The sequence below is a fragment of the Marinactinospora endophytica genome (genome assembly GCF_054780875.1).
Genome location: NZ_BAAGVM010000001.1, coordinates 845,289 through 861,817 on the forward strand (window position 1 = coordinate 845,289; position 16,529 = coordinate 861,817).

Annotated in this window: 7 protein-coding genes; 2 read left to right on the forward strand and 5 right to left on the reverse strand. The window is 72.6% G+C overall.

The window, feature by feature from the left end; all coding sequences use genetic code 11:
* Positions 1-20 precede the first annotated feature (20 nt).
* The 3 genes from ACYVHU_RS03705 to ACYVHU_RS03715 all read right to left on the reverse strand — a co-directional run bounded on the left by ACYVHU_RS03705 (position 21) and on the right by ACYVHU_RS03715 (position 10,494).
* The gene (locus ACYVHU_RS03705) at positions 21-1,073 is read right to left on the reverse strand and encodes a 3-methyl-L-tyrosine peroxygenase-related protein (RefSeq protein ID WP_078759802.1); all 1,053 of its coding nucleotides are present in this window, start codon (positions 1,071-1,073) and stop codon (positions 21-23) included.
* Positions 1,073-8,632: a non-ribosomal peptide synthetase gene (locus ACYVHU_RS03710; protein ID WP_498947491.1), complete on the reverse strand. Its 7,560-nt coding sequence runs from the start codon at positions 8,630-8,632 to the stop codon at positions 1,073-1,075. The genes ACYVHU_RS03705 and ACYVHU_RS03710 overlap by 1 nt, the downstream gene beginning before the upstream one ends.
* Before the next feature lie 62 nt (positions 8,633-8,694).
* A complete protein-coding gene (locus ACYVHU_RS03715) occupies positions 8,695-10,494 on the reverse strand; it encodes a condensation domain-containing protein (protein ID WP_078759800.1) in 1,800 nt (599 codons plus the stop codon).
* 363 nt (positions 10,495-10,857) lie between these two features.
* Here ACYVHU_RS03715 and ACYVHU_RS03720 point away from each other — a divergent pair, with 363 nt between their 5' ends.
* Complete coding sequence (locus ACYVHU_RS03720; RefSeq protein WP_432941441.1) at positions 10,858-12,270, forward strand: cytochrome P450; 1,413 nt, start codon at positions 10,858-10,860, stop codon at positions 12,268-12,270.
* Between the two features lie 22 nt (positions 12,271-12,292).
* Complete coding sequence (locus ACYVHU_RS03725; RefSeq protein ID WP_078759798.1) at positions 12,293-13,783, forward strand: FAD-dependent monooxygenase; 1,491 nt, start codon at positions 12,293-12,295, stop codon at positions 13,781-13,783.
* Between the two features lie 7 nt (positions 13,784-13,790).
* Here the strand turns inward: ACYVHU_RS03725 and ACYVHU_RS03730 are convergent, their stop codons facing one another.
* Together ACYVHU_RS03730 and ACYVHU_RS03735 are read right to left on the reverse strand one after the other, a co-directional pair.
* The gene (locus ACYVHU_RS03730; protein ID WP_078759797.1) at positions 13,791-15,260 is read right to left on the reverse strand and encodes an FAD-binding oxidoreductase; all 1,470 of its coding nucleotides are present in this window, start codon (positions 15,258-15,260) and stop codon (positions 13,791-13,793) included.
* 66 nt (positions 15,261-15,326) lie between these two features.
* Complete coding sequence (locus ACYVHU_RS03735) at positions 15,327-16,529, reverse strand: cytochrome P450 (protein ID WP_200813479.1); 1,203 nt, start codon at positions 16,527-16,529, stop codon at positions 15,327-15,329.

Sequence of the window (16,529 nt, forward strand, 5' to 3'; positions counted from 1 at the left end):
TGGCGGGTTTCGGCGACAGGTCACTCCCGCGGCGGCAAGGACAGCAGCGACAGCCTTTGGCGGCGCAGCCGGCCCAGCACGCTGGGGCCCGACAAGGAGGCCGGACCGCGCGACCCCGAGGAGGCGAGCAGGCTCGGCTCCTCGCCGACGAAGTGCGCGCAGACGTTGCGGTGCGCGTCGTAGGTGGTCGCCAGGACCGACTCGAACTCCTCCACCTGCCCGGGGGCGTGCCGGGCGAACTGGGCCCAGGAACGGCTCACGGCTCGGATCTGACGGATCAGCTCCTCGTGGTCCCGCCAGTGCAGGCCGCTCATCCTCGGAGGGGCGACGGGCGGCATGAGGGTGGGACGGATCCGCGTGGTGTAGTCGGTCGGGCTGGCATCGGCGGCGAAGCGCAGCGTGGCGCGTCCGCTGCCCATCATCACGGCGGCCACCCCGAGGGCGGTGCGGGCGGATGCCAGGGCTCCGCGCTGCTGCGCCTGGCGGGCGTGGGCCAGGGCGAGCGCGCACGCCTGGCAGATCGCCATGAACAGGTGGTGGCCTCGCACCCACCGGACGAGGACGCCATCGTCGGCGTTGGACTCCGGCCCCTCCTCGGGCGGGAAGGCCAGGGGCGGCGGAGAGGACGGCCGGTCGTCCCCGCCGAGCCAGCCGAGCACCGTGTCGAAGCCGTGCACCAGGTCGGCCCACTCCTCCGCGGGAATGCGCGTCCCGTAGTCCGCCGCCGCCTCGACCACCCCGGCGGCGGCCTTGAGCAGACCGTCGAGCATCAGCAGCAGCGGCGGTCCGGCCACCCGGACGATGCCGAACGCCTCGTCGTTGTCCCGGTTGGCCTGCGACTCCCTCGGGTCCGCCTCGACCGGTTCGGGGGCGGGGAGGGGCAGCGTCTTGCGCGCGGCCCGCATCGCCTCGGCGAACAGGGAGAGATCACCGCGGACATCGATGGCGCCGGTCCGTTCGGTGATCGGCGCGACCAGGTCTGGCACCGGGCCGATCGGGGGCAGGGCGGTCAGCTCTTCGGGGATTCCCAGATGGAACGGGATGTCGGCCGACTGGGACGGACTCCAATCCATCAGTGGCTCCTTCCGTTCGCGCTGGAGCCCTCGCCGGTGGGGCTCGGCAGGAACCCGATCCCCTCCAGATAGCGAAGGATCGAATGCGCCATCGATTCGTCGATGGGCGGGCAGGAGATTCCCGACCCCGCCAGCTGGCGAAGGGTGTTCGCGCATTCCTCTTCGGGCCGGGTCTCGTGGATGTAGCGGGGGTCCAGGGCCCGGTAGGTCTCTACGGAGGCGTCTCGGACCAGCGGGGCGATGGGGTAGAGCGGGTGGGCCGGGCCGACTTCCAGGGCCCGCCGTCGGCCTTCCTCGAACGGGACGGTGTCGAATTCATAGCCGTAGGTTCTGACCCACTCGGCGAACTGCTGCGTCGGAATGGGGCGCGGATTGAACACGTGGTAGAACTCGCCCAGGGAATCGCTTTGCAGCGAGATGTGCACGATCGCCTGCGCGGTGTAGTCCACCGGCACGGAGTCGAGGATCCTCGGGAAGTCGGGAACGACCCCCATGGCCAGATAGCCGCGCAGCGCCACCAGCAGGTAGTCGGTGGTCTGGGTCACGCCCGAGCGCGTGTGGCCCATGATCAGGCCGGGGCGGAAGATGGTCACCGGGATGCCGCGCTCCCGCGCCATGTTCACGACCTTCTCCGCCGCCCACTTGCTCCCGGTGTAGCCGGCCGGCACACCGACGGCGGAGTGCAGTGGCGCGTCGTTCTCCAGGAACGGCCGAGGGCTGTGGGTGGCCAGGAGCGTGTCGATCGTCGAGACGTAGTGCACCGCCTTCAAGGTGCGGGTGCAGGCGAGCTCGATGATGCGGTGGGTCCCGACGACGTTGGGCTCCTTCAGCGCGGAGTAGGGGTAGACGAAGTTGACCAGCGCCCCGTTGTGGTAGATCGCATCGACCGTCTCGGCCAGCTCGTTCCACTTCTGTTCCGCCAGTCCGAGCCGGGGCTCGCCCAGGTCGCCGGCCAGGCAGCGGACCCGCTCGATGCGCCTGCCGACATCGATGCCATAGCCGCGCAGGCCCTCGACGATGCGCTGCTGCGCGGCCTCGTCGTCTCGCGCCCGGCACAGGCACACGACTTCCGCGTCCGTGCGGAGCAGGAGCTCTTCGAGCAGATGCAGCCCGAGGTAGCCGGTGGCGCCGGTCAGGAGCACCCGGTTCGGCGCCGTCCAGTTCGCGTGCGGGAGCCCGTCGGGGCTCACCCCGGCGTCCAACCGCCCGTCGGCCTCCAGGGTCGCCGAGTGCTTGCGGGCCAAGACGCCGTCCATCCCCTCCTTGCGGTAGATGCCGATCACCTCGGCCACACCGGCCACAGTGGGCACCTTGAAGAACTCGTGCAGCGGGATCTCCACCCCCAGGCGCTCGACCAGCACCGAGGTGAGCCGGGCGATGCTGATCGAGGTCCCGCCGGCCTCGAAGAAACCGGTGTGCACGTCGATCTCGTCCAGGCCGAGGACGTCGCAGAACAGGTCGGCGACCTCGCGCTCCACCTCGTCGCGCGGTGCGGTGCGCACCGGCGAGGTGGTCGGCGTCGAGAACAGGGCGGCGATGGCCGCCCGGTCCACCTTTCCGTGCGGGGTCCGCGGCAGCTCCGAGACGGTTTCCACCACATCGGGCACCATGTGCGCGGGCAGGGAGGCGCGCAGCGCTGCGCGGAAGCCCTCCGCGGCCGGCCCCGCCTCCTCCTCGGCGACGATGGCCGCGGCCAGCCGCGCCGAGGCGCTGCCCGCGTCGAGCACCACGCAGGCCGCCTCCCGGATATCGGCGCGGCTGGTCAGGGCCGCGTCCACCTCGCCCAGCTCCACCCGGTACCCGCGGACCTTGACCTGGTCGTCGACGCGGCCGAGGAACTGGACGGCGCCGTCGGGCAGTCTCCGGCCGAGGTCGCCGGTGCGGTAGAGGCGCGCGCCCGGGATAGGGCCGAACGGGTCGGGCAGGAACCGCTCCGCGGTCAGGCCGGGGCGGCGGTGGTAGCCGCGGGCGACCCCGGCACCGCCGAGCACGATCTCGCCGACCACCCCGTCGGGGACCGGCCTCAGCTCGGAGTCGACGACGTGGATCTGGGTGTTGGCCAGCGGCCCGCCGATGGGGACGGGGGCGGGGAGCCGTTCCTCGGCGGCCCCAAGGGGGATCCGGTAGGCCGAACCGTCGATGGTCGCCTCCGTGGGCCCGTACAGCTGGGCGACCTCGGCCAGCCACCGCCCGCGGACGCGGGTGATGAGCGCCTCGGGAAGGGCCTCGCCCCCGGTGAGCACGAGGCGGATCCGGCTGCACTCCCCGGCGGCCGGGTGCTCCGCCAAGGCCCCGATCAGCGACGGCACCCCGCCCAGGACGGACACGCCTTCGTCGCGCAGCAGCCGGATCAGCCCCACGGGGTCGCCCATCTCCTCATCGGAGGCGAGGACGACGGCGGCGCCGGCGGTCAGCGGCCACAACAGGGCCCACAGCGAGGGGTCGAAGGTGAAGGCGTGGTTGTGCAGGACGCGGTCCTCACGGGTGAGCCCCCAGGTTTCCTGGCGCCAGGCGATGTTGTTCAGCAGGCCCGCGTGGGGCACCTCCACCCCCTTGGGCGCGCCGCTGCTGCCCGAGGTGTAGATCAGGCAGGCGATGCCCTCCGGCCGGGCCTCGAACGGGGCGCCGCCGGCGGGGCGCGCGGTGAGCTGGTCGAGCCGGAGCACCCGGCCGGGTGGTTCCCAGCCCCCCGTGGCCGCGGACTCGGTCAGCACCACGCGCGGGGCGCAGTCGTCCAACAGGTATTCGACGCGCTGCCGGGGGTGCGCGGGATCGATCGGGACGTGGACCGCCCCGGCGCGCATGGTCCCGATCGCCGCCGCCAGCGCGTCGGGGGTGCGCCGCATCATCACGGCGACCCGGTCGCCCGGGGCCACGCCGGCCTCGGCCAGGATCGCCGCCACGACGGAGGCGCGGTCCCACAGCGTGGCGTAGTCGATGCCGGCGCCCCGGCAGCGGACGGCCGTCGCCTGGGGGGTCGTCCGTGCCCGCTCGCCGATGAGGTGGACGACCGTCTCCGGTCCCCGCTCCCGCCGCGGCCCCCGGCCGGCGGCCAGGACCCGCTCTTGCTCCTGCGGGGCGAGCAGCGGCAGATCCTCCACGCCCGCCTCCGGCGCCGGGCCCTGGAGCACCGCCTCCAGGGCCAGCAGGTAGGCGTCCAGCACTCCGCGGACGAACGCCTCGGTGTACAGGTCGGCGTCGAAGTCGGCCCGCACGCGCAGCACGTCCGCGTCCGCGTGCACGAGCAGCGCCACATCGGCGTCGGTGGCCGAGGGGACCTCGGGCAGGGGCCGCGGCCCTCGGCCGGCGCCCTGCGGACGGGGGCGGGCGTCGACGACGCGCAGCTGCGTCTGGAAGGACGGCGCCCGGCTCAGGTCCCGCTTGGGCGGGTGGCGTTCGAGGAGGTAGGCCAGCGGCGGACGCGGGGCGGTGTGGTCGAGCTCGGCCAGGGCGGCGCGCAGCACCTCGGCGATCGTGCCGCCCTCGGCCGAGGTCTGCACGGGACGCATCTCGTCCAGGGCCCCGAGCAGGGGACCATAGGAGTCGGGACGCGGCCGGAAGAGCCCGCTGCGCGCGGTGCGCAGCCCGCAGTGCCGCATGAGGACCAGGTGCCAGGCGGCGAGGGCGGCGGCGGTCAACAGACGGGTGTCGACCGCCTGGAGCGGCAGGCCGGCACGGTCCACGGCGGCGTGGGACCTGCGGGCTCCGCGGACGGCGGGGCGCGCCACGGGCGGCGGGATCTCGGTCGCCGCGGGCCGCTGCTCCCGCGCGGCCCACTCGGCCACCTCCGCGCGCGCCTCGTGGCCCGCCAACCACTCCCGCCGCTGGGCCAGCACGGTGCTGAGCCGCGCTGCGGCGGCCCGCGGGGCGCCGGACACCGCTGCCGCGATGTGCTCCAGGGAGGTCTCGTCGAAGAGCAGCCGGTGCCCCACGAGCAGCAGCTCGGTTCCGCCCTCGCTCAGGACCGCCCGCAGGAGCGGTCCCGTGGACGTGGAGAACGGCTCCTCGGTGATGTGCGCGAAGGCCGCCGCGTCGGGGCCGCCCCGGAACAGGGCGATGTCGGCGGTGGGCAGCACCAGCCGCACGGGAACCCCGGCGACCTCGGTGAAGACGCTGCGCAACGCCTCCTCGGCGGCCACCAGGGCCCCGAGGTTCCGCTGCGCTTCGGCGAAGTCCAGCGGCTCCTCCAGGCGGAACCGGGCACGCACACCGGCCTGGGCGCCCCCGAGATCCTCCAGCAGCCACGCCCGACGCTGCTCGACGGAGAGCGGATGGGCGGCCGTCGCACCGAAGTCGGCGACAGCGCGGTGCAGCTCTGCGTCGAACCACGGCGTTGCGCCCGGGACGAAATCCCAGTCGGGGGAGGCGTCGCCCACGGGCGCCTGCGCCCGCGACCCCGTGCCGTCCAGGCGTCCCTGACCGCGCGCCACCGCCGCGGCGATCCGGTCCACCGTGGGTTCCAGGTACAGCTGTTTGACGGGGAGGCGGACCCCCAGTTCGGCGTCGATCCTCTGGACCAGCTGCGCGGCGAGCATGGAGTGGCCGCCGACCAGGAAGAAGTCGTCGTGCACGCCGACCCGCTCGGTGCCGAGGAGGTCGCGCCAGATATCGGCGACGCGGCGCTCCAGTTCGGTGCGCGGCTCGGTGTACTCGGCGCCCAGGTCCATGCGGCGTCCCAGCCCCGCGAGCGCGCGGCGGTCCACCTTGCCGTGCGGGGTGAGGGGCACGCGGTCGATCTCATACAGTTCGGCCGGTACGACGGCCTCGGGCAGCGTCTGCGCGGCGTGCTCCCGGACGGTGCGCGCCCACGCCTGGTCGGCGGCGGCCCCCGGGGCCGGCACGATGTGGGCCACGACGCGCGCCGAGGCCCCCTGGCCGGCGACGGTGACCGCGCAGTCGTCGACTCCGGGGGCGCCGCGAAGGGCGCTCTCCACCTCTGCCGGCTCCAACCGGTGGCCGCGGACCTTGACCTGGTCGTCGGTGCGGCCGACGAACTCCAACCGGCCGTCGGGGCGCCGCCGCACGATGTCGCCGGTGCGGTACAGAAGGCCCGGGCGCCACGGGTCGGGCAGGAAGCGTTCGGCGGTGGCGCCGGGGTGGCCCGGGTAGCCGAGACCGACCCCGCGGCCGCCGATCAGCAGTTCCCCGCAGATTCCCGGGGGGACCGGCCGCATCTCCGTGTCGACCACGACCGCCGCCGTGCCGGGGATGGGGGAGCCGATGGTCACGGGGGAGCCGGGGGTCAGCCGAGCGGCGCACGACCAGATGGTCGTCTCGGTGGGCCCGTACAGGTTCCACACCTGGGCGTCCGTGGCCGTCAGCTCCTCGGCGAGGTCGGCGGGCAGGGCTTCGCCGCCGCACAGTATGCGAAACCCGGCGGGCGGGCGCCAGCCGCCGTCCAGGGCCAGCCGCCAGACCGCGGGGGTGGCCTGCGCCGTGGTCACGCCCGGCCGGGAGAGCAGCGCGGCCAAGGTGGCTCCGTCGGCGGCCACGTCATCGCCCGCGACGTGCACGGTGCCGCCGGTGACGAGCGGGCCGAGGAGCTCCAGCAGGGAGATGTCGAAGGTCGTGGTGGTGAGCGCGAGCAGCGTCTCCTTCTCCGCCAGGCCGATCAGCGAGGTCAGGCCCTCGAGGAAGACGGCGAGGTTGCCGTGTGAGAGCAGCACCGGTTTGGGTCGCCCGGTGGTGCCCGAGGTGAACATCACATAGGCGGGCGCTGTGGCCTGCGGCGCCCGGTCGCCGGGGAAGTCCTGTCCCGGGCCGGAGTCGGCGGCCAGGGCGATGGGCAGGGTCGCGTTCGCGAAGGGCGGGGGGACCTCGTCCGGGGCGTCGCAGAGGACGGAACGGACTCCGGCCTGCGTGAGCATGGCCGTCCTGCGGGCCACCGGCAGGTCGGGGGCGACCGGGACGTAGACGGCCGAGGCGCACCAGCAGGCCAGCAGGGCCACCACGGTGCGGCGTCCGCGGTGGCAGTGCACCCCCACCCGGTCACCCGGGCGGATGCCGGCGGCCTGTAGTGCGGTGGCCGTTTCGCGGACGGCGGCCACCAGTTCGCGGTAGGTCAGCGTCCCGTCATCGGCCACCACCGCGGTGAGGTCGGGCCGGCTCTCGGCTCGGCGCAGCACCGCCGGCCAGGGCGCGTAGGCGGCATGGGGCTCCAGGTCCCGCTCAGGGGCCGACGGGGGTGAGGCGGAGCGGGCGGACTCCTGTCCCTCCTCGGCCCGGGACAGCGGCAGCACCGACACCGGGGAGGGGTCCTCGGCGCTCAGCCGCTCCAACAGGACCAGGAACTGCCGGACCAGCCGTTCGGCGGTGGAGCGTTCGAAGAGCTCATCGGAGTACTCCAGAACGCCGCGGCACCCGCCGGAGGCGCTCTCGACGAGGAACAGGGCCAGGTCCAGCCGAGCGGTACCGGAGGCGACCTCGGACACCTCGGCGGTGAGGTCCGGGAGCCGGTATTCGGTCGTGGCCTCCTGCTGAAGGCTCAGCATGACCTGGAACAGCGGGTTGCGGTCGAGCGTCCGTTCGGCTCCGACCGACTTCACCAGGTCGGAGAAGGGGAGATGGGCATGGGGGAGCAGGCCGGTGACGGCCCGTCCCATCCGCCGGGCAAGGGTGCCCAGATCCGGGTCGTCGCGCAGGTCGGCGCGGACCGGGCAGGTGTTGGCCAGGTAGCCGACGACGCCCGCCAGTTCGGGGCGGTCGCGGTTGGCCACGGGTAGGCCGATCAGCAGGTCGTCGGTTCCGCCGTTGCGGCTCAGCACAGCGGCGTAGGCGGCCAGGAAGACGCCGGCCAAGGTGGTCCGGTTGCGCGCGGCCCACGCGCGCAGGTCCGCGGTGAGGCCGGCGGGAACGGCCACCGGGACCTGTCCGCCCGAGAAGGAGGGCTGGGCCGGACGCGCCCTGTCGGTGGGCAGGTCCAATGACCGCGGTGCTCCCGCGAGGGTCTCCTCCCAGTACTTCTCGGCGGCCTTACGCGCCGGGGGCGCGCCGTCGGCCGGCTCGGGGTAGGCGTGCCCGACGAAGTCGGCGAAGTGCAGCTCGACCTCGGCCAGAGCGGGGGGCTGCCCGGCGGCGTGCGCGCGGTAGGCCGCCAACAGCTCATCCGCCACGATCTGCAACGACAGGCCGTCGCACACCGCGTGGTGCACGCACAACGCCAGCACGTGGTGGGCGGGGTCGAGCCTTGCGAGCAAGGCGCGCATCAGCGGCGGCCGGGCCAGGTGCCATCCGCGGCGGGCCTCGCCGGCGAGCAGCCGGGGCAGGTCTTCGGCGTCGGTGTCGGTACTGCGCAACGTCACCGCCGCGCTGGGGACGATCACTTGGAGCAGGCGGCCCTCGACGGTCCGCAGGCCGGTGCGCAGCGCCTCGTGCCGGTCCACGACGGTGTTGAGCGCCGCCTGGAGGGCGCGCTGGTCGAGCGTTCCCCGCAGGTCGATGCGGACGCAGACGTTGTAGGCGCGGGTCGCGGCGGCGTTGAGCTCGCCGAGGAACCACAGGCGCTGCTGCCCCGGCGAGGCCGGAACGGCGACCGGGCCGCTGTTCACAAGGTCGGTCACAGGGGTCTCCTTACGCGGTGGGGAGGTGATCGGCCGGGGCGCGTCCGCTGAGCGCGGGGCCGTCACCGTGCGTCTCCCGTCTCGCTGCTGAGGGAGGCGTCTGAGGCGAAGGTGTGCAGGGGGCGGCGGGGGATGGGACGGATCGCCTCGGAGGCGGGCGCCGGGCCGTTTCGCGTTCCGGGGGCGCTGAGACATCCGGCGATGAACCGGGCCTGCTCACGGACAGAGGGGTGGTTCGTCACGTCGCCGGGCCGGACGTCGACGCCGAACTCCACCGAGAGCGCGCGCGCCAGGGTGGCCGCCAGCAGGGAGTGTCCGCCCAGCGTGTAGAAGTCGTCGTCTGGGCCCACCGTGGGCAGGGAGAGCGTCTGCGCCCACGTTTCGGCGACGCGCTGGGTCAGCGCTTCGACGGGCGTCGCGGTGGCCGGGGCCGCTCCGGTCCGCGGCGTGGCCGCGGCGCGCGCCCGCCTGATCGTGGCCTGCGGGGGACCGATGAGGTCGTCGACGGCCTCGATCAGCTCCTCGCGCAGCCGCTCGGCGGTGTGCGGGGCGCAGCGGAGGGGGTCGAATTCGAGGCGCCCCACAAGGCGCCCTCCGTGTTCGGCGAGGGCGGTGACGATGGGGAGCGGTCCCACGCTGGGCAGCCCGAACACCGGGGTGAGGGTGAGCGGCCCGGACCGCAGGGCCCCGGTGCCCAGAAGCACACCGGCGGTGGAGTCCGGGGCGCCGGGGGTCCGCTCGTAGACGACCAGACTGAGCTCCGGCTCCGGCAGGTGCGCCACGTCCGCGCGGTGGTGCAGGGCCAACTCGTCGAAGTCGACCCACTGATGGGCCCGGGCCTCGCGGATGCGGCCGCCGACCGCGCGGATGATCTCCGCCGGGGTGGCGCCCCGCAGGTCAAGCGGGAGAACGTAATTGGACGAGACGAAGTCGACCACCGTCATCGTCGAGGCGGACCGGCGGTGCTGCGGCATCGTGAGGGGGAGGCGCTCCGCGCCGGTCACCCGGGCCGCGGCCAGGGCCTGGGCGGCGAACAGCAGGGTGTGCCGGGTGGTGTGATGCGCCTTGGCCGCGGCCGCCAGCGCGCTGGTCCGCTCCGGGCCCAGGTCGATGGGCAGGTGGACGGCTTCGCGGGCGAGCGTGGGGCTGTCGGCGGGGGTGGAGCCCGGAAACGGCGGGGAGGTGAGCCGCAGCGGCGGTGTCGGGTCGGCGTAGAGCGCGGTCCAGTAGGGCAACGACCGTTCGCGGCCACGGCGCGCCCTCTCCCGGGCCTGGCCGTCCTGCGGGCGGGAGAGGGGGAACGGCGCCGGCTCCCCGCCGGTCTCCTCCTCGTAGAACAGGCCGAGGAGAGATGCGAGGAGGCCCGTGGACCACAGGTCGACCACGCAATGGTGGATCGCCACCGCCAGGAAAACACCACCAGCCCCGGTGACCAGGTGAGCGCGGAACAGCGCGCCGGAATCAAGGGAGGGAACCACACGGCAGAATCGCCGTAGCGCCTCCGTCACCTCGCTTTCCGGGGCGGTGGGAGAAAACGTTTCCACAGACCAATGCCCATTACCGGGAACGCTGTTGCGAGACGGTATGTACACCTCCCACCCTGATTCACCGCGACGGAACACCGAGCGCAGGACCGGATAGCGCAGAAGCAGGCGGAGAACCGATGTTCTGAGCGCGTCGACATCGGTTTCGCAAGGCAGTCGGAATGCCACTGAGAGCATCAGCCCTGGAGTGGACGGATCGAGTTGGTGCAGCGTACACAGGGCGGCCTGGCGTGCGGTCGCCCGCTTCCACTCCCCGCTATCCGCGCCCGGGAAAGGCTGCTTCGGTGGCTTTCTCTTCGGTGATTCACGCCGATCCATTTCACCTCCGATAACACGCCTGAGCAGTAGAGAGAACGAACTCGACGCCCCTCTGAAGCTCTTCCAGGACGGCCTTGTGGTGTCGGGTCGCGGACATCGGCGCCAACAGGCGAGTTCCGTCCGAGCCACCGAGACCTTACGACCGCGATCGTCCAAGACGGCCGAACCTGTTTTTCTCTGGACAGGGAATGGACAGGTTTGAGAAAGATTTCACCTGTATCCGTCTGCCACCTGCTTCTCTGAGAACAGAGCCGATCAGTGGAATGCGCGGACGTCTTCTGGAGGCGCGGATATGTGCGGCATCGCCGATATGCAGGCCGCGACCTGGTGGCCGTTTGGACACGGAACGAAGGAGAGGCGTTGATGGCGGTGAGTGGAGATGCGCACGGACCCGACCGGCTTCCCGGCCCCGGGCTCCTGCCCGCAGCGTGGCCGCTGCGGGCGGCGTCCATGCTGCGCGACCCCTCGGCGGCACTGACCAGGATGGCCCGGCGCCACGGCGGCCTGTGCGCATGGAACCCGCGCGACCCCCGCCACGTCTTCGTGTTCTCCCCTGACCGCCTGCGGGAGGTCTTCTCTCAGCCCGACGTGTTCGTGGTCGACTCCTTCCGGGAGTTCCGAACCCCGCCGGGTTCCTCCTTCGACCGTCTCGGAGCCGGCCTGACCAGGCTGAACGGGGCCGAGCACCGCCGGCACCGCCAGATCATGCAGCCGCCGCTGCGCCAGCAGCGCGTGCTCGGGCACCGCGAGGCCGTCATCGAACTGACCGAACGCGAGCTGCGCCGCTGGCGGGACCGGCCGCTGATCCGGCTCGACCAGCGGATGTCCGCGCTGATCACCGAGATCGCGGTGCGCACCGTGTTCGGGGTGGAAGCACCGCGGCGCGCCGACCGGCTGCGCCGGTTGGTGAGCCGCTTCCTCGCCCAGGCCGGCTCACCGGCCACCCTGGCCCTGCAGCGGGACCTCCCCGGGACCCCCTACCGCCGGACCATGCGCCTGGCCGAGGAGATCGAGGCGACCATCCGGGAGATCATGGCGGAGCGCCGCAGACAGGGCGCGGAGGGCTCCGACCTGCTTTCCGCGATGCTCACCGCGCGCGATGAGCACGCCCCCGCGCTCACCGACGACGAGATCGTCAGCGAGGCCTACACGGCGTTCTGCCATGAGAGCAGCGCCTCCGCCTTGACCTGGACCCTGTTCCTGCTCGACCAGCACCCCACGGTGCTGGCCGACCTGCGCGACGAGTTGGACGGCGTGCTCGGTGGACGGCCACCGGATGAGGAGGACCTGCCCAAGCTCGAACTGCTCCAGGCGGTCCTCAAGGAGAGCCTGCGCCTGCTGCCGCCCACCCCGCTGTCGATGCGCTACGCGGCCGAGGAGTGCGAGCTGGGGGGCTACCGGATCCCGGCGGGCGCCACGGTCTTCTACAGCCCCTATGTGACCCACCGCAACGCGGCGGTCTTCCCCCGGGCGGCCCGCTTCGACCCCGGGCGGTGGCGGACCGCGCGGCCCACGGTCTATGAGTACCTGCCTTTCGGGGCCGGGCCGCACCACTGCGTCGGGCGGCACTTCGCCCTGCTGGAGATCACGATCGTGCTGAGCATGCTGCTCCAGCGACACCGCTTGTCCCTGGTTCCCGGCACCCGGATCGACCGGGCCAACCGCATGGCCCTGGTGCCCAGGAACGGGATGCCCATGAGGGTCCTCCCGCCGTCGTCGGCGGCCCCCGCGCCGTGGGTGCGGGGCGACATCCGAACCTCGATCGACCTCTCCTGACCCCCACAGCCCGGGAGGCACCATGCCGACCTCGTCCGTACTGATCGTGGGAGCCGGGCCCACCGGCCTGGCGCTCGCCGCCGAGCTCGCCGAGCTCGGCGTCAGCTGCCGGGTGCTCGAACGGCGCCGCGAACCCTCTTCCCTCTCCCGCGCCTTCAGCCTGATGCCGCGCACCCTGGAACTGATGGACATGCGCGGCTGCGCCGACAGGTTCGTCACCGAGGGCCTGCCCTACCGCTTCGCCCCGCTCGGGGATGGACGCCAGCGCAGCCTCGACTACGGGCTGCTGCGCGGCGGCTACCCCTACATCCTGGTCATGCCCCAGTCCAAGATCGAGGAGATCCTGGAGAAGCGGGCCGTCGCCGCCGGGGCCGAGATCCTGCGCGGCGCCGCGGTCACCGGTCTCGCCCAGGACGCGGACGGCGTGCAGATCCAGGTCGAGACGGATGAAGGCGAGCGCACCGAAAGCGCCGACTACCTCGTGGGGTGCGACGGGGTGCGCAGCACCGTACGGGACCTGCTCGGAGTGCGCTTCGTCGGCCGCTCCTACCGCGAATCGGTGATCGTCGCCGACGTGCGGATGGACCGCCCTCCCCGCCCGCCGGTCTACGGGCGCGCCGGGCGCCGGGGCAGCGTGGCGATCTTCCCCTACGGGAACGGCGTCTTCCGCCTCATCGTCCTCGACCACGCGCGGATGGGGATCGCCCCCCAGGTGCCGATCACCCGCGCCGAACTCGAGGAGAGCCTGGAGGCCATCGCCGGGGTCGACTTCGGCCTGCACGACCCTGTGTGGGCATCGCGTTTCCGAAGCGACCAACGGCAGTCCGCACGCTACCGGGTCGGCAGGGTGTTCCTGGCGGGCGACGCCGCGCACACCCACATCCCCTCCGGTGGGCAGGGGCTCCAGATGGGCATCCACGACGCCGCCAACCTGGCCTGGAAGCTCGCCGCCGAGCTGTCGGGCTGGGCGCAACCCTGGCTTCTGGGATCCTATGAGCGGGAACGCCGTTCCATCGCCGAGGAGACGCTCCGCAAGACCGATCTGGTCTTCCGGTTCGAAACGTCGCGCTCCGCGGCGGCCCGCGGGGCGCGCTGGCTCGGCACCCAGCTCATGGGGATCAGCGCTTTGCAGCCGCTGGTCATCGAGCAGTTCGCGGGGATGACGCAAAGGTACCCGCGCGGCAAGGGGGAACACCGCCTCACCGGGGCCCGCATCCCCGACCTCACGCTGCAAGACTATGACGGCGCCACCCACACGGTCTTCCAGCTGCTGCGCCGCCGTCGCTTCGTACTACTGGACCAGACCGCATCGGGCCGCTGCGCGGAGCGCGTCCGCTCCGGCTGGGGCGGCCGCGTCGTGGCGGTCAACGCCCTGGCCTCGGGGGGAGTCCGGTTGGCCGAGACCGTGCTGATCCGTCCGGACGGCTACATCGGCTGGGCCGGCCCCGGGGACCCGCGGAGGCTCCTGCGCGAAGTCACCCGTTGGTGCGGCCCAGCCGATGCGGGCGGCTGAGCGGACCTCAGCCGATGCCCTGCGCGAACCGGAACAGGCCGTCCGGGTCGTAACGGCGCTTCAGCTCCACCAGGCGGTCGAAGTTCTCCGCGTAGTAGGAGCGCTGCCAGTCGGTGAGCGCGGGGTCCACGAACCCCTGGTAGGACTCGCCCAGAGAGTGCGGATCGAAGGCGTCGAAACAGGCGTCCGTCCACGCCCGCGCGGCGGCCTGGTCCTCCTCGGTCGGCTTCTTGAACAGGCCGGCGCTGGCGCTGATCTGGAACTCCGCCGTGCGGTGGACATAGGCCGTCGCGGTCCGAGGCACCTCGTTGGCCCGCCCTCCGAGCCCGAACAGGCTGAGCGCGCGGAACTGGCCCTCGCGCCGGCGGGAGTCGAACGCGCTCAGGATCGCGTCGATGCCGTCGGCGGGTATGGCCTGGCCGCAGAGCCGGTTGCGTTCGACGGCGTAGTCCTGGCGGGGCAGCATCGCCTCGGGCGTGGTCCCGATCCGGTGGCACTGCTCAACGGTCTTGTCCGCGCACTGGTACCAGGCCATCATCGCCTGCTGGTAGGGCAGCTCGTCGAAGACCTCGCTGCCGGGCCGGGTTCCCACGGCCTCCACCAGCTCGTTGACGTGCTTGCGCGCGTCGGCCTCGCTCCCCTGCCAGGCGCCCTGGAGGATGAGCTGGGGAGCCGCCCCGGAACCCGCGTCCATCAGGGCCGCGGCGACCGTGCTGCCCATGGCGCGGGGCACCTGCTGGATCCAGCGCTGCCAGGCGTCGAAGAGGTCGGCGGCGCTGTCCCACTCCCACGTCAGGGTGTGGTTGACCAGGCGTGGAACACGGGTCGGACGGACCGTCAGCTCGGTGACCACCCCGAAGTTGCCGGGACCCGCCCCGCGCAGCGCCCAGAACAGGTCCGCTTCCTCGGTCTCCGAACAGCGCACGACCTCACCGCTGGCCAACACGACCTCGGCCGCCACCAGCTGGTCGCAGCCCATGCCGGCCTGCTTGGTCAACCAGCCGGTTCCCCCACCGAGGAGGTAGCCGGTGATGCCGACGGTCGGGCAGATCCCGCCGACGAGCGCGAGGCCCCGCCTGGCGACCTGGTCCACCGCGTCCACCTGCTGCACGCCGGCCTCCAGGGTCACCAGCTCCCCGGAGGGGTCCACGTGCACCCTGTTCATCCGGCTCATGGCTATGACCAGCCCCTGACCGGTCGAGTAGCCGCCCAGGGAGTGCCCGCCGCCGCGGACGGCGACGTCGACCCCGTGGGCGGCGGCGAACCGCAGGCACTCGCCGACGTCGGCGGAGTTCTGCGGATAGGCCACGGCCTGGGGAGCGATTCCGTCGAACTGCCCGAGGTGGAGGTGACGGGCGTTCGGGTACTCCGGGTCCTCGGGGAGCACCAGATCACCGGTGAGCTCCTGACCCAGCTTCCGCCAGTCGGGGGCGCCGTCGGACGAGGCGGGGGAGTGTCGTGCTCGGATCGAATTCATTCTCACGTCCTCAACTACCTGCTCGATACCTGCGATGAATCGGGCTGCGTGTGTGTCGTCACGGGCTCACCAGGCGACGGGGAGCTCCCGGAACCCGCGGATCACCAATCCTTCCTTGGTCCGCAACTCGGCTACGTCCACGGCGAGCCTCAACCGGGGGAAGCGGGCGATCAAAGCGCCCATCGCCTCTTGGAGCTCGACCCGCGCGAGTCCGGCTCCCAGGCAGTGGTGGGCGCCCAGGCTGAAGGTCAGGTGCGGACAGCGCTCCCGGGTGACCTGGAGCCGGTCCGCGGAGTCGAAGACCTCCTCGTCGCGGTTGGCCGAGATCGTGCAGGGGATGACGGCTTCACCGGCGCGGACCACCACGCCCCCCATCTCGATGTCCTCCTTGGCGACGTAGGGGCTTCCACCGATCGAGGACAGAGGGATGTAGCGCAGCAGCTCCTCGACCGCGCCGGGGACCAGCTTCGGGTCCTGCTGGAGCAGCGCCAGCTGGTCCGGATGCTGCAGGAGGGTGTAGGTCATGAGGGCGATCTCGCTGCCGGTGGTCTCATATCCCGCCGCCAGCACCCCGATCATGGTGTCGAGGATCTCGGTGTCGGTGAACCGGTCGCCTTCGTCGCGGGCCGTCACCACGTCGCTGAGCAGGTCGTCGGTTGGCGCGCGACGGCGCTCGGCGATCAGTTCGGAGAAGTAGGCGGTCAGCTCCGCCCACGCCTCCTCGATGACCTCGCCACGCCGCTCCCCGGTGGTGGCCACGGCGTCCAGGAAACGGACGAAGCGGTGCCGGTGCTCGTAGGGGACGCCGAGTATCTCGCACAGCACCTTGCAGGGCACCGGGAAGGCGAAGTCGGCGACGAGGTCGGCCGGAGGGCCCACCCGCTCCATCTCGTCCAGCAGCTCCTCGGCGATCTCCCGGACACGGCCGCGCCACTGCTCGACCCTGCGCCGGGTGAACGCCTGGGAGAGCAGTTTGCGGCGCCGGGTGTGCTCCGGCGGGTCCATGGTCCCCAGGCCGCCCACCACGGGCTCGGGGGTGAACCGGGGAACGTCGGGGCGCTCCAAGGCCGCGCGGCTGAACCGGGGATCGGTGAGGACCAGACGGTTCTCCTCCATCCGGGTGGCCAGCCAGGCCTCGCCGGCGTAGGGCAGGACGACCCGGGTCATCGTGGGGCGCCGGCGCAGTTCGGCGTACTCCGGTTCGATCTCCAGCGACGTGCCGTCACTGAAAGGGAACTTCGGGGGGATGGGTGAGGTCTCTGCTGTCAC

Bases quoted from the DNA above. Each gene is read 5' to 3' on its own strand.
- ACYVHU_RS03705 (WP_078759802.1), bottom strand. From the start codon at position 1,073: ATGGATTGGAGTCCGTCCCAGTCGGCCGACATCCCGTTCCATCTGGGA.
- ACYVHU_RS03715 (WP_078759800.1), bottom strand. From the start codon at position 10,494: ATGGATCGGCGTGAATCACCGAAGAGAAAGCCACCGAAGCAGCCTTTC.
- ACYVHU_RS03720 (WP_432941441.1), top strand. From the start codon at position 10,858: ATGGCGGTGAGTGGAGATGCGCACGGACCCGACCGGCTTCCCGGCCCC.
- ACYVHU_RS03725 (WP_078759798.1), top strand. From the start codon at position 12,293: ATGCCGACCTCGTCCGTACTGATCGTGGGAGCCGGGCCCACCGGCCTG.
- ACYVHU_RS03730 (WP_078759797.1), bottom strand. From the start codon at position 15,260: ATGAATTCGATCCGAGCACGACACTCCCCCGCCTCGTCCGACGGCGCC.